Annotated in this window: 13 protein-coding genes and 2 tRNA genes; 10 read left to right on the top strand and 5 right to left on the bottom strand. The window is 53.8% G+C overall.

The annotated features are described in order from the left end of the window. Positions 1-63: 63 nt before the first annotated feature. The gene (locus tag NWF31_RS06040; protein WP_258359611.1) at positions 64-399 is read right to left on the bottom strand and encodes a hypothetical protein; all 336 of its coding nucleotides are present in this window, start codon (positions 397-399) and stop codon (positions 64-66) included. Between the two features lie 283 nt (positions 400-682). Further along, positions 683-769, bottom strand: a tRNA-Leu gene (locus NWF31_RS06045). 106 nt (positions 770-875) lie between these two features. Here NWF31_RS06045 and NWF31_RS06050 point away from each other — a divergent pair. The 9 genes from NWF31_RS06050 to NWF31_RS14775 all read left to right on the top strand — a co-directional run bounded on the left by NWF31_RS06050 (position 876) and on the right by NWF31_RS14775 (position 10,023). Then, a complete protein-coding gene (locus NWF31_RS06050; protein WP_258359612.1) occupies positions 876-1,493 on the top strand; it encodes an RNA polymerase sigma factor in 618 nt (205 codons plus the stop codon). Continuing rightward, the gene (locus NWF31_RS06055; RefSeq protein WP_258359613.1) at positions 1,490-2,434 is read left to right on the top strand and encodes an anti-sigma factor family protein; all 945 of its coding nucleotides are present in this window, start codon (positions 1,490-1,492) and stop codon (positions 2,432-2,434) included. The genes NWF31_RS06050 and NWF31_RS06055 overlap by 4 nt, the downstream gene beginning before the upstream one ends. A gap of 90 nt (positions 2,435-2,524) precedes the next feature. Further along, positions 2,525-5,191: a DNA polymerase I gene (gene polA / locus NWF31_RS06060; protein ID WP_258359614.1), complete on the top strand. Its 2,667-nt coding sequence runs from the start codon at positions 2,525-2,527 to the stop codon at positions 5,189-5,191. Next, positions 5,184-6,008, top strand: a complete 825-nt coding sequence (gene mutM, locus NWF31_RS06065; RefSeq protein WP_258359615.1) for a bifunctional DNA-formamidopyrimidine glycosylase/DNA-(apurinic or apyrimidinic site) lyase — start codon at positions 5,184-5,186, stop codon at positions 6,006-6,008. Before polA ends, mutM begins: the two co-directional genes overlap by 8 nt. Before the next feature lie 236 nt (positions 6,009-6,244). Beyond that, positions 6,245-6,865, top strand: coding sequence for a dephospho-CoA kinase (gene coaE, locus NWF31_RS06070; protein WP_258359616.1), 621 nt, complete (start codon positions 6,245-6,247; stop codon positions 6,863-6,865). Positions 6,866-6,874: 9 nt separating this feature from the next. After that, positions 6,875-7,426, top strand: a complete 552-nt coding sequence (locus tag NWF31_RS06075) for a lytic transglycosylase domain-containing protein (RefSeq protein ID WP_258359617.1) — start codon at positions 6,875-6,877, stop codon at positions 7,424-7,426. Positions 7,427-7,509: 83 nt separating this feature from the next. Continuing rightward, positions 7,510-8,544 (top strand): nicotinate phosphoribosyltransferase, encoded by a 1,035-nt coding sequence (locus NWF31_RS06080; protein ID WP_258359677.1) that lies wholly within the window; start codon positions 7,510-7,512, stop codon positions 8,542-8,544. A 109-nt stretch (positions 8,545-8,653) separates the two neighbouring features. Continuing rightward, a tRNA-Leu gene (locus NWF31_RS06085) sits at positions 8,654-8,738 on the top strand. 133 nt (positions 8,739-8,871) lie between these two features. Then, positions 8,872-10,023: an amidase domain-containing protein gene (locus NWF31_RS14775; protein WP_258359618.1), complete on the top strand. Its 1,152-nt coding sequence runs from the start codon at positions 8,872-8,874 to the stop codon at positions 10,021-10,023. A 12-nt stretch (positions 10,024-10,035) separates the two neighbouring features. On the opposite strand, the gene NWF31_RS06095 is transcribed toward NWF31_RS14775, so the two are convergent. Continuing rightward, positions 10,036-10,614, bottom strand: a complete 579-nt coding sequence (locus NWF31_RS06095) for a nitroreductase family protein (RefSeq protein ID WP_258359619.1) — start codon at positions 10,612-10,614, stop codon at positions 10,036-10,038. Positions 10,615-10,774: 160 nt separating this feature from the next. On the opposite strand from NWF31_RS06095, the gene NWF31_RS06100 reads away from it, so the two are divergent. Continuing rightward, positions 10,775-11,050: a DUF3243 domain-containing protein gene (locus NWF31_RS06100; RefSeq protein WP_258359620.1), complete on the top strand. Its 276-nt coding sequence runs from the start codon at positions 10,775-10,777 to the stop codon at positions 11,048-11,050. Positions 11,051-11,095: 45 nt separating this feature from the next. Here NWF31_RS06100 and NWF31_RS06105 read toward each other — a convergent pair whose 3' ends face one another. Together NWF31_RS06105 and NWF31_RS06110 are read right to left on the bottom strand one after the other, a co-directional pair. Beyond that, entirely contained in the window at positions 11,096-11,284 is a 189-nt protein-coding gene (locus tag NWF31_RS06105) for a ferredoxin (RefSeq protein ID WP_258359621.1), read from the bottom strand. Positions 11,285-11,344: 60 nt separating this feature from the next. Next, positions 11,345-12,766 carry a glycosyltransferase family 2 protein gene (locus NWF31_RS06110; protein WP_258359622.1) on the bottom strand — a complete coding sequence of 474 codons (1,422 nt, stop codon included), beginning with the start codon at positions 12,764-12,766 and terminating at the stop codon, positions 11,345-11,347. Positions 12,767-12,849: the final 83 nt, after the last annotated feature.

Here is a 12,849-nt window from a genome sequence, read left to right on the forward strand (position 1 = left end):
TAGTATATACCTTTTCCGCATCACATTTCACTTCCTTTAATGGGTCCGGTTCACCTCTTTTGATTAGGTGCTGCTATCCGGACCCGTATTTTCGTCATGGCAGAAGCCGGAAAAATTTCCACCCATCATGCCCATGCCGTATTTGGTATGAAAGTCCCGCATACTATCCAGGTGCTGCCGCCAGGATTGGGCCTGTTCCGGAGTGAGCTGGCCGCTCTTTTCGGCGCTGTCGACCCAGCTCAGGTGCTGGTCGAACATTTGTTGAACAAAGTTTTCGTCCGCGGGAGTCGGTGTACCAGCCGGAGCTTGATTCTGCTGGTATACGGCGAAGGCTCTGGGAACGACGATAGTTCCCGCCAGCAGGACTACCGCGGCCAGTATTGCTAAGCGGCTTTTCATACCTAATCCCTCCTTCCTCTGTCTTTATTATGGAGGGTTGTTGTGATAAAATTAAGCATAATGTGAAGATAATGTGAAAGATGTGTTGGTACAATAGCAGCTCATCTAAGGAGCGTGGGGATAAGCTTTCGGCCTGCTTGGTAAGAAGAAATTCCTCCAGGGTCTGGATAAGAACTACACTTTCGGGGAAAATTTGGTGATTCTGCCCATAAAAATAACCTCCTCAGTAGCACTGGATTTTTATGAGGAGGTTAATCTGTTGGAATCCTTGATTTTACTTTTCTGGTGCCGAAGGCGGGGGTCGAACCCGCACGGCCTCGCGGCCACCGGATTTTGAGTCCGGCGCGTCTGCCAGTTCCACCACTTCGGCGTGTGCGATTTTTATTTTAACATAGACTGTATATTCCTGCAAGGCCTAAAAGGATAAATGAAACTCGATGGCGAATAGGAAAACGGCTGGAAGGTGGTGGGCAGCCGTGATCCCGGACGATGAATTAGTGGCCAGGAGTCAAAAGGGCGATATGGAGGCTTTTACCCTCCTGGTAGAGCGTTACCAGAAGATGCTCTACACCGTTGCGTACCGCTTCCTGGGGAACCCCGAAGATGCCGGTGATGCCGCCCAGGAGGCCCTGGTACGCGCCTATAAAAACCTGCCGGGCTTCCGGGGCCAGTGTTCCTTTAAAACCTGGCTGCAGCATATCATTGCCAATGTCTGCCGTGATGCCCTGCGCCGCATTAGCAGGCGGCCAACTGTTTCTCTGGATGGGATGCAGGAGAAGGAGGGTGAGCTCCGGAAAACGGGTATCCGGGGAGATGCACCTTCACCGGAAGAAATTTTCCTGGCCAGGGAAGGGGAGGAATATATACATAACTTAATCCAGGCTCTAACACCGGAATACCGGATGGTAGTTATTATGCGGGATATTCAGGGCCTGAGCTATGACGAGATAGCGGCTGTCCTCGGTTGTTCTTTAGGTACGGTGAAATCTCGCCTGAGCCGGGCGCGGCAGTTTTTAAGAAAGCACTTGATCACGGGAAGGGAACATTATGCCACGCAAAGCGTCTATATAAGCAAAGGGGGTGAGGGGCTGTGAACTGTAACAACTGCCGCGAAATGCTATCGTCATACATTGACGGGGTCCTGACAACAACCGAGCGGCTGGCCGTGGAGAAACACCTGCGGTGGTGTGATTCCTGCCGCCAAGAGCTGGATGCCCTGCGCCGGACGGTAGATCTTCTTAAGAACTGGTCGGAAGAAGAAATGGAACTGCCGGCCGGGTTTAGTGAGGGTTTACGTTCAAAGCTTGAAGCGGCCCGCCGGCCCTGGTACCGGCGCCTGCCGCAATGGCTTTCCCTGGCGGCGGCCCTTATGATTGTGGTGGCCGTTACTGCCTCTGCCGGTTATCTTCCCTCGCCCTTCCAATTGCGTAGCAGGCAAGATGCGTCGATGCTGTTCCAGGAAAAAACCGAACAGGTAAGAATTATGGAGGCCCCGGCGCCCATGGTAATGGAGGGGGAGCCCCCTGCAATATATAATGACCTGGAAAATAAAGGCCCGGTAACGGAAAAGACTTTTTCAGAAGAGAGAAGACAACCGGTCCAGCCCCTTAAAGAGCAAGGGGTTAAAACTACCGGGCAGGCGGTTTTAAATAGCGATGCGAGGGAAACGATTTACCAGGCTGGCTCCGGTGCTAATTCCCGGGGACAAGGGGCCAATCCGGCTAACGGCCAGGACCAGCAGGCAGGTGAGGGAGAACAATTACCCGGCCAAAAGCCCCCGGAGGAGGCCCCCGGGGATAATGGGCACAATGTTGAAGGGGAATTTTTTATTACAGGCGAACAGGCAGAGGAAGAAACAACAGTTTCGCCGTCTATCACCCCCGACAACGAAACAGATAAAAAGGATCAGGATACCCCGGATGCCGGTACGCTCCCGGCGGTTAATATAAATTCAACAGAATTGCAACAGTCTTTAACAGTACCTGAAAAGGTATACGAAGAGCCTGAAACGACATCACTGCCACCCTTACCTTAAGGGTGGCTTTTAATATTGAGGGAAAAGAATTGCCACCGGGAAGAGAAAAAGATAAAATAAAAGCAGCGTTTCATCAAAGAAGGATGACAGATGCCCGGGAAAAACGGTAAATTGCTCCTGGTGGACGGCAACAGCATTATTCATCGCGCCTTTCATGCCCTGCCGCCGCTCCAGACAAGTGAAGGACAGCAGACCAACGCCGTTTACGGTTTTGCCACCATGCTGCAAAAGGCCCTCGACCTGGTGGCGCCGGACTATGTAATCGTAGCCTTTGACCACAGCAAGGTTACCTTCCGCCACGGCCTGTATGGGGAATATAAAGGGACGCGTCCTGAAACCGCCCCGGAACTCAGGCCCCAGTTTGCCCTGGTTAAACGCCTGCTGGCAGCCTGGAGACTGGCGAGCTGCGAACTGGAGGGCTATGAGGCTGATGATCTCATCGGGACTTTAAGCCACAAAGGGAAAGGGGCGGGTCTGGAGGTCTTGATCCTGACCGGTGACCGCGATGCCCTGCAGCTGGTTGATGACAGGGTGAAGGTCCTCCTTATGCGGCGCGGCCTCTCCCAGGTGGAATTACTTGACCGGGAAGCCATTAAAAAAGCCTACGGCCTGGAGGCCGGCCAGCTCATTGACGTCAAAGCCCTCATGGGGGATGCCTCCGACAATATTCCAGGTGTTCCCGGAATAGGGGAAAAGACGGCCGTGCAGCTGGTCCGCCAGTATGGCGATCTTGAGGGAGTCCTGGCCCATGTCCATGAGATGAAGGGACGGAAAGTAGCGGCCAACCTGGCGGCTTACGCCGACCAGGCCCGTCTCTCCAGGGAACTGGCTACCATTCACTGCAACCTGCCGGTGGAACTAGAACTTGAAGCCTGCCGCCGTGGGAAGCCCGACTATCAGGCCGTCCTGGATCTTTACAAGGAACTGGAGTTTAACAGCCTGGTCAAGGATGTCTTAAAAGCAATGCAGGGAGAAGACCATGGTGATGCGAATATTACTGTTAAAACCCTGTCGCTTCCGCAGCCTCGCATATTGGCCGGCCTGGAGGAACTGGCCGGGCTTGCCGGGCGCCTGGCCGGGGAACAAGAGGTCGCGGTCGCCCTTGCCTTGAATAACGCCAATTATATGGAGGCCCGGGTTTTAGCCGTTGGGCTGGCCTGGGAAGAAGGTATGGCTGCCCTGGATACAGGGGGAATACCTGCAACTGGCCTGGCCATGGCCCTGGAACCCCTGCTGCAGGCAGGCCCCATCTTTCATAATGCCAAGGAAGCTCTAGTGGGGATGAAGGAGGCTGGAGCCAGGGTTGCCGACCCGGGCGGCGATACCATGATCGCCGGTTACCTCCTCAATCCTACGGCCTCCCGCCACGATTTGCCGGAACTTTGCCTGGAACACCTCGACCTGGCCCTGGTTGAAGATGCGTCTTTGCCTCTGAACACTGCCCGGCGGGCAGCGGCCGCCAGGCTCCTGCACCGGGAGCTGGTGGCCAAATTGCAGGCGGCGGGTATGGCCGAGTTATACCGGCGGGTTGAACTCCCCCTGACCCGGGTTTTGGGCGAAATGGAAAGTGATGGGGTTGCCGTTGATCTGGAAACCCTTGACCTGATGGGTGCGGAATTAGAAGGCAATATTGTAGCCCTTACGGAAGAAATCTATCGCCTGGCCGGGGAAAAGTTCAATATCAACTCATCACGGCAGCTGGGGAATATCCTCTTTGAAAAACTGGGCTTACCGCCGGTGAAGCGGACCAAGACCGGCTTTTCTACCGATGCCGCCGTCCTGGAAGAACTGGCGGCAAAACATCCCATTGCCGCCAAACTGGTGGAATACCGCCAGCTTACCAAGTTAAAATCGACCTACGTTGACGGGCTGAAGCCCCTGGTCAACCCCAGGACGAAGAGCCTGCATACCACCTTTAATCAAACGGTAACGGCTACCGGCCGCCTGTCCAGCAGCGAACCCAATTTGCAGAATATCCCGGTGCGCCTGGAAGTTGGCCGGCGCCTGCGCCGGGCCTTCGTACCCCACGGTCCCGGCCGCTTCCTCCTGGCTGCCGATTATTCGCAAATCGAACTCCGGGTCCTGGCCCATATTTCCGGGGACGCAGGCATGATTGCCGCCTTCCGCCGGGGGGAAGACATTCATACCCGGACGGCGGCGGAAGTCTTTGGCGTTCCTTTAAGGGAAGTGACGCCCCTCATGCGGCGCAGCGCCAAGGCCGTGAACTTCGGTATTGTTTACGGCATCAGCGATTTCGGCCTCAGCCGCGACCTGGGTATCAGCCGTAGTGAAGCCCATGAGTATATTGAACGTTATTTCCAGCGTTACCCGGGTGTAAGGGCTTACATGGAAGAGGTCGTTGCCAGGGCAAGGCAGGATGGCTATGTAACCACCCTCCTGGGGCGGCGGCGCTACCTGCCGGAACTCTTCAGTCCCAACCATACTACCCGGAGCTTCGGCGAGCGGGCGGCCATGAATACCCCCATCCAGGGCAGCGCGGCCGATATTATAAAAATAGCCATGGTTAAGATTTTTCCCCTGCTGGAAGAACAATACCCGGCCGCCCGGATGGTCCTCCAGGTTCATGATGAACTGATCTTTGACGTCCCTGAGGAAGACCTGCCGGCGGTAGCCGCCCTGGTTAAAGAGAATATGGAAAACACCCTGGAACTCCTGGTCCCTCTCAGGGTAGATTTAAAATACGGCCCGAGCTGGTACGATATGGAACCCTATCATGGAGCGATAAAAGATGCCTGAACTGCCTGAAGTAGAAACTATTAAGCGTACCCTGGGTCCCCATGTCCAGGGAAAAACAATAGCCGGGGTAGAGGTATATCACCCCGGCGTTATTGCTGTTCCCGACGCCGGCACTTTCATTCATTTGTTGGCAGGAAAAACAATAACCGGCCTTGACCGCCGGGGAAAATATCTCCTTTTTTACCTTACAGGCGACTGCTGCCTGGTGGCCCATCTTAGGATGACCGGGCGCCTGATTTTAACGACGGCCAATGAACCCGTATTACGCCATACCCATGTTATCTTCCGCCTGGCTGACAGCAGTACTTTGCGGTGGGTGGACAGCCGCCGGTTTGGGCGCCTTTACCTGGGAGAGAAGGACGAGGTAGCGGTAGCAGCCGGGTTGAAGAAACTGGGTCCGGAACCCCTGGACCCGTCCTTCGACGCCGCAGCCCTGGCCGCTGCCTGTGCGGGCAGGCGCCGGCCGGTAAAACAGGTCCTCCTGGACCAGCACCTTTTGGCCGGTATCGGTAACATCTATGCCGACGAGATGCTTTTCCTGGCGGGGATTAATCCAGCAAGGGCGGCCTCCTCCTTAACGGCCGTGGAAGTGACCGGGCTGTACCAGGCCATGCAGGCGGCCCTGGCACAGGGTATAGCCAATTACGGCACCTCATTCCGGGATTACGTCGATAGCTACGGCCGGCAGGGAAAAAACCAGGATTACCTCCAGGTTTACGGCCGCGCCGGCAGGCCCTGTTCTCGTTGCGGTCACACCCTTGAGCGGATAAAAATCGGCGGCCGCACTACCGTATTTTGTCCCGCCTGCCAGGTTTAGATGGCAGGAAAGTATTACCCCTGCAGAAACAATTCCTCCATAGCCGCCAGCTTGCTTTCCGTGGCCGGCGGTTATATTATAATCAGGGTATGCAATCAGACCCTTGCGGCTTCCCGGGAGCTGTTATATTATTAACCCTGGGCTTACTTTTTATAAGATGGGTAACGCGGGAGAAGGCCCTGCCGTGGTTAATTTTTTATCGTTATAGGATTGTACGATGGTAGGAGCAATGGGTCATGTTTATAATCGGCCTTACAGGTGGTATTGCCAGCGGTAAAAGTACTGTTGCCGGGATTTTAAAAGAGCTGGGGGCAAAAGTAATCGACACCGATCAGATAGCCAGGGAAGTAGTGCTTCCCGGCCAGCCTGCCTACCGGGACATAGTTGCGGCCTTCGGCGGGGAGATTTTGTATCCGGACGGCAATTTAAACAGGCGGGCCCTGGGCCGGATTGTTTTTAGTGACGCCAATGCCAGGGAATTGTTAAACGCCATAACCCACCCCCGTATACGGGAGAGAGTCCAGGCGCGAATAGCAACTTTGCGCCAAACTGATCCGGGGGCAGTGGTAGTCGTTGAGGCTCCTCTCTTGATCGAGGCAGGTATGAATAATATGGTAGATGCCATCTGGGTGGTAACCGCGCCGGCAAAGGTGCGGCTGAAAAGGTTGATGGAAAGGGACAACCTGTCATTACAGGAAGCAGAAAGCCGTCTCCGGGCCCAGATAGGAGAAGAGGAAAGGCTGCGCTGTGCCACCCGGGTTATTCCTACCGGTGGCGATCTTGAAGCCACCCGTGCCGCAGTCCTGGCAGCCTGGCGGGAAATCCCGCGGGAAGGAAAATCGTCATGGAAAAGGTGAGGTTATTTTATGATAAAAAACTGGCGCCTTTACCTGTGGCTGCTGGTAGTCGTGGCGATACTTTTTGGCCTCCTGCCACGGGCTGGGCGCCTCTTTTATCCCCTTCCTTATTTAGAGTTCATCGTCGAATATGCCCACCAAGAAGGTCTTGATCCCCTCTTGGTAGCAGCCGTAACCCGGGTGGAGAGTAAATTTTATCCCCGGGCCCAATCCGCCGAAGGGGCCAGAGGTTTGATGCAGCTAATGCCGGAAACAGCCAGGCTGGCGGCCGGGCAACTGGGACTTGCTTACGATCCTGAACGGCTCTTTTCCCCGGAATATAACCTGCGCCTGGGTAGCTGGTACCTGGCCGAACTCCTGCGGGAATTTGGCGATCTCAACCCGGCCCTGGCAGCATATAACGGCGGGCGAGGAAATGTTCATAACTGGCTGGAGAAAGGGGTCTGGGATGGAAGCACCAGAAATTTAGACCAAATTCCCTTCCCCGAAACCAGGGAATTTGTCCGCCGGGTCCTTTATGACTACCGGGTATACCGTACCTTATATCCCGGGGTGCGCTAGCAGGTATTTACTTATTAAAGCCGAATATATAAGAAAACCTTTAATAATAACGACTACAGGTCGAGGAGTGGATTCTGATGGCGATGGAGGTCATGGATTCCCTTACCAAGGTCAAACAGCTCCAGGTGGCGCCAGGCCGGCAGTTTTATTCGGCCACACATGAAGAGATAGCCAGCGGGGCAACTACCGACATATATTTTGTCCGTACTTATGAGATTCTCAAAGCCCTTGGCAAGGCGGATATTGTCGTTACGGCTGAAATTTTTCCCCGTCGTGCCGGTATCCTCTGCGGCGTCAATGAGGTCCTGGAACTACTGCGAGGGAAAAATGTTACCATCTGGGGATTACCGGAAGGGAGCTCCTTTTCCCCAAAGGAAGTAGTCATGCGCATCCAGGGGCCCTACAGTGAATTTGGGCTTTTTGAAACTACCCTCCTGGGGATGCTGGCCAGTTCCAGCGGCTGGGCTACTGCCGCCCGGGAAATTAAGGAAGCGGCCGGGGATCATCCCTTTTTCTGTTTTGGCGCCCGGCATGTGCATCCGGCTGTGGCCCCGGTCATGGAGCGGGCGGCCATAATAGGCGGGGCCAGTGGTGCCAGCTGTATACTGGCAGCCAAGCTGGCCGGCCAGGAGCCCCAGGGGACGGTACCCCATGCCATTTTCCTCATTATCGGCGATACCGTTGAGGGAGCCATAGCCTACCATCGCTTTATGCCCCCCGATGCCAGGCGTACCATTCTTGTGGATACCTTTAAAGACGAGGCGGAAGAAGCCCTTCGTGTAGCAGAAGCCCTGGGTCCGGCCCTGGCCGGGGTACGCCTTGATACCCCCAGCGAACGGGGCGGCGTTACCCCCGAGCTGGTACGGGAAGTGCGCTACCGCCTGGATATCGCCGGCTTTAACCATGTGCGAATCTTTGTCTCCGGAGGCCTGACGCCGGAGCGCATCAGCACCCTCATTGATTCTGGAGCCGATGCCTTTGGTGTGGGTAGCTATATTTCAGGGGCGGCCCCCATTGATATGACCATGGATTTAAAAGAGGTTAACGGCCGGCCGGTGGCCAAGCGCGGCCGTCTCCCCGGTATTATCCCCAATTCCAGGCTGGAAAGATTGAAGTAAAATCAACCGCCTGGTGACAGGAGGCCTGCCGGCAAGGGGCTCTCTTCTAAGCCCGTCTTATCCTTGACAGGAATGCCTCCCAGGGTTTATAATTAACCTTGCCGGGTATGCGGCGATGGCGGAACCGGCAGACGCGTACGTTTGAGGGGCGTATGGGTACACCCGTGCGGGTTCAAGTCCCGCTCGCCGCACCAGTAAATAACGTGGGATATTCCCACGTTTATTTTTTATCCGGGTAATGTTACTCCTAAAGGCCCTGGTCAAGTTTTTTTTATCCCCTTCCCAGAATATACATTTATATTGATTTGGGCTTTAGGGGGATTAACCGTGAGCAGGGTACCGGTAGTAATCGTAGTTTTACGATCCTGGATTTTTAGATTAGCGTTATTGGGTTTCTTTGGTATTGTACTTGCAGCCGTGCCCATGTATAACAACCATATCCTACCGGCCTTTGCCGTCCACAATGAACAGAAGGAACTGAGAGAACGTCTCCAGGAAATATTTACTGCCAGGGCCCGGAGCCTCGCCAGCGGCAGTTATGAAGGCCTGGAGAGTTATTACGATACAACGGTTACCTCAGGCCTTTTTGCCTTAAACCATGAAATCGGCCGCGTTAAATATGTACGTGAATGGCTGAAGGAGCGCCAGATAATTTTAACAGGGAGCAAGATGGACCTGGCCATAATCGATACCGGGAATGAAAATGGCAGGAGATGGGCTTCTGTATCCCAGCATCTTATCCTTAATTATCGCCATCAGGGTGAACCAGAAAAAACGGTTAACCAGATGGGCGTCCGGACCATTCACTGGTTGGAACTGGTTAAGGACAACGGCCAGTGGTTAATTACCCGGGACTGGTACTGGGACCCCTTTGAGGCCGATGACCTGGACCCGGATGTCGCTCCTGGTACTGCCAGGTGTAAAGCTGCGGTTTCCAGCCCGCCTCCAGGTAAATACAATCGCCAGGCAGCCGTTAAATATGCCGAACGTTACAGTGGTGTAAGGCTTGGTACGGGTGACGGGCGTTATAACCAGGCTTACCGGGATTTTACCGGTCTGGGCGGTGACTGTGCCAATTTTGCCTCACAGGTGCTGAGCGATAAAAATGCTGGGGCCATACCCCGGGACTGGGCCTGGAATTACCATAACGGGGAGGGCAGCCAGGCCTGGGCCCAGGCCTGGGCCCTTGTTCGATATCTCCTGGACAGCGGCCTGGCCGTAAGAATCATGCGAGGAAATTTTGAGGAAGTTACCAGGGCCACGCCCACATATCCCCAGGGAGCCATCAGTGTCCTCCATCCAGGTGATATCATTGCCTATGAAGAAAAGGACGAGATCGGCCATGTAGCGGTGGTTGTTGGCCGGGATTCCGCCGGGTACATATTGGTCAACAGCCACACGGCCGATCGCGCCCGCGTGCCGTGGGATATGGGGTGGGATAGGCAGACCATCTACTGGCTATTGCAGATAGTATATTGAGTTTAATAAGGATTACTCTTCAAAGCCAATCCAGGTAACAATTTCGTCCAGGCTTTTACGTGGCGCTGCTTCTGGGCTTTCGTCCGGGTAACCTAAAGGAGTAATGGCTACGATTTCTTTATCGGTAGATATATCCAGTATTTTCCTGAGTTCCATTTCGTTATTTAATGGCCCTGTCATCCAGCAAGTACCCAGGCCTTCGTTGGCGGCGGCCAGGAGCAAATAGGAAAAGGCTGCAGCAACACTTTCCAGGTTCATTTTGCGTGTCCCCGGCTGGCCATGGACCCGGGTCAGGGCGACGATGGCTACCGGAGCGCCTCCCAGGGTTCTGGCCCACTGTAAAAAAGACTCCTGTTCTGGACTACGCTTGCCCTCCGGCGGCATACCAAATTCCACCACGCGACCGTAACTCCGGGCGAGCTCGCCCTTTTTAGAGCCGCTTATAACCATAAACTCCCATTGCTGCCAGTTGCGACCTGAGGGAGCCCAGGTGGCAATTTCCAGGATGCGATTGATTACCTCCCTCGGGACCATATCGGGTTTGTACCGGCGGATGCTCCGCCGGGTTTTAATGACTTCATAAAGTTCCACCTGCAAGTCAGCTCCTCTGAATGCAATTATTTTGGATAATATTTTATCCTAATACCAGTAGTTGTCAATGAATAGGTATAGGAGCATTGGGTGGCTTGCATAAACCTGTATTAAGGGGATAAACTAGCTGAAAAGCATTTATTTTCCCGGAGGTGATGTCATGCAGGATAGAGAAAAGGAATGGGAAAAATGGAAGGATTCCCTCGCGATGATGGTAAATATGGGGAAAAGAGTAGGTTTTGAGGAAAAGACCATTAGCAATATGGCCTTTCGCCTGGGAAGCTGGCTGGCAGAGCACGTTGACCCCATGAACAGGGAGCAACGAGTGATTAAAGAACTGTGGGACGTAGCGAGCGAAGAAGAAAGGCAGGTCCTGGCGGCCCTGATTACCAGGATGGTGAGCGACGGTCGCCGCCAGGAGGGGGCGATCCATTAAAAAGGGGAGCTCAAGATAGCTCCCCTTTAGTAATAAGCAATAAAGTTAAATCTCTTTGATGGCATCGGTCGGGCAGGATTCAATGGATTCCCTGGCGCATTCCTCGGCGTCTTCCGGCACTTCCTCTACGATAACGTGTGAGAGCCCTTCATCGTCCCAGTCAAAAACGCTGGGACAAAGATCGATACAGGTACCGCAGGCTATACATAGATCCTGATCAACGCTGACCTTCAAAGTTATCCCCCCAATGTTCCCAAGTATTAGCTATTTTGCACCGCCACCAGCCATTTCATACTAGCGAGTTGCCTCTTTAGTACGTGGTGTTTTAACCCAGGTCTGGGGCTGGCGGTTTAATGCCTTCATGATTGATGCCGAGGTGTAGGGCAATGGCAGGAAGAAACTAGCAAAAGGTAAAGCCAGTAACTGGAGGGCACCGCCCAATTGTTGCCACCAGCTGACTGGAGTCATATGGCGGCTGAAGTGGCCATAGGCCGAAAAGGTAAAGACAAAGTAGATAAATACCAGATAATGCAGTACCATCCGGAAACCCAGCGGTAAGATAGAAGGGTCCAGTCCGCCGTTCAGCCCTAGGAACAGGATAGATAGGGGTATAAGCACGGCACCCTGGTATAAGAGCCATTCCCCTTGCCCTTTCCAGAAAAGATTGTGCAGCAGGGGGCCACGTTTATCCCAGGAATACTGGTAGGCATACCGGAATTTATCGCATACCTGAAGGTGACCGCTACCCCAGCGTAGCCTCTGCCGGAAAAAGGCATAAAAAGTGGCCGGGGTTTGCTCGGTGCTGTAATAAGGGAAGTATTCGGCCCATACGCCTGTTTCCAGGTAAGCCCTCACCCCTAGTTCCAGGTCTTCCGTCAGGGCCCGGTGGTCATAGCCACCAATGCGTTCCAGCAGGCGCCGTCCTACGAAAAGGTTGGTCCCTCCTACGAAGGGCAATCTTTTCATTAATACCGGCAGGTAAATTTTATGGGAAACGGCCTGGTAAAGGGCGGCTATTTTTGTTATAAGGCCCAGCTGGTAGAAATTGCGGACCTGGAAAACCGGCCCCTGCCAGATGCGTTCCCGCGGGTCATTTAGCCAGGACCAGGCTATGTAAAGGAGGACATCGGGTTCAGGATGGCTCTCTGCATCGTAAAAACCACAGATAGTGGTCCTGGGATCGGCGAACTCCAGTCCGTAGTTTAAAGCCCGGCCTTTAGTGGAAGGAATACTGTGGCCACGGCGTGAACCCCGGAAGCGGCCGTCAAAATCATAGGGCACGGTACAGTGTTTCAGCTGCGGCGCGTCCGGCCGCGCGGCAAATTCCCGGATTTTAGCCTCCACTACTTCCATGGTGGTAGGACCGGTGTGCTCACCTGAAGCTTTAGCTAGGGCTTCTTTTTCATCGGTAATTACCAAAATCTCATAACGATCATTAGGATAATTCAAGGAAGCCATGTGTTCAATGGTATTGGCAATGACATCGGCTTCATTGCGGGCCGGGACCAAAATAGTAAAAAAAGGCAACTCCATATCCTTTTTGGCAGCAAGGGCCATCAACTTTTCTTTGTTGAGGGCAACTCGCTTGCTCCAGTAATTACGGTATGAATACCACATCCAGTAGAAATACCTGAGAAAAAGGGCGAAAAAAAACAGGTAAAAGCCAACAGCAATAAGGTATAAAACCTGAGCAGGGCTTATTATTTCCCAGTCCATTTAAATCTCCCCCAATCAGGGTATTTACGCCGCCCCTAATTATAGCATTAGAAACTGGTGCCACCAATAAGATTTAATGACGG

Source organism: Neomoorella sulfitireducens, assembly GCF_024733845.1.
Taxonomy (GTDB): Bacteria; Bacillota; DSM-521; order Neomoorellales; family Neomoorellaceae; genus Neomoorella; species Neomoorella sulfitireducens.

Bases quoted from the DNA above. Each gene is read 5' to 3' on its own strand.
- coaE (WP_258359616.1), top strand. From the start codon at position 6,245: ATGTTTATAATCGGCCTTACAGGTGGTATTGCCAGCGGTAAAAGTACT.
- NWF31_RS06110 (WP_258359622.1), bottom strand. From the start codon at position 12,766: ATGGACTGGGAAATAATAAGCCCTGCTCAGGTTTTATACCTTATTGCT.
- NWF31_RS06100 (WP_258359620.1), top strand. From the start codon at position 10,775: ATGCAGGATAGAGAAAAGGAATGGGAAAAATGGAAGGATTCCCTCGCG.
- polA (WP_258359614.1), top strand. From the start codon at position 2,525: ATGCCCGGGAAAAACGGTAAATTGCTCCTGGTGGACGGCAACAGCATT.
- NWF31_RS06075 (WP_258359617.1), top strand. From the start codon at position 6,875: ATGATAAAAAACTGGCGCCTTTACCTGTGGCTGCTGGTAGTCGTGGCG.
- NWF31_RS06080 (WP_258359677.1), top strand. From the start codon at position 7,510: ATGGAGGTCATGGATTCCCTTACCAAGGTCAAACAGCTCCAGGTGGCG.
- mutM (WP_258359615.1), top strand. From the start codon at position 5,184: ATGCCTGAACTGCCTGAAGTAGAAACTATTAAGCGTACCCTGGGTCCC.
- NWF31_RS06040 (WP_258359611.1), bottom strand. From the start codon at position 399: ATGAAAAGCCGCTTAGCAATACTGGCCGCGGTAGTCCTGCTGGCGGGA.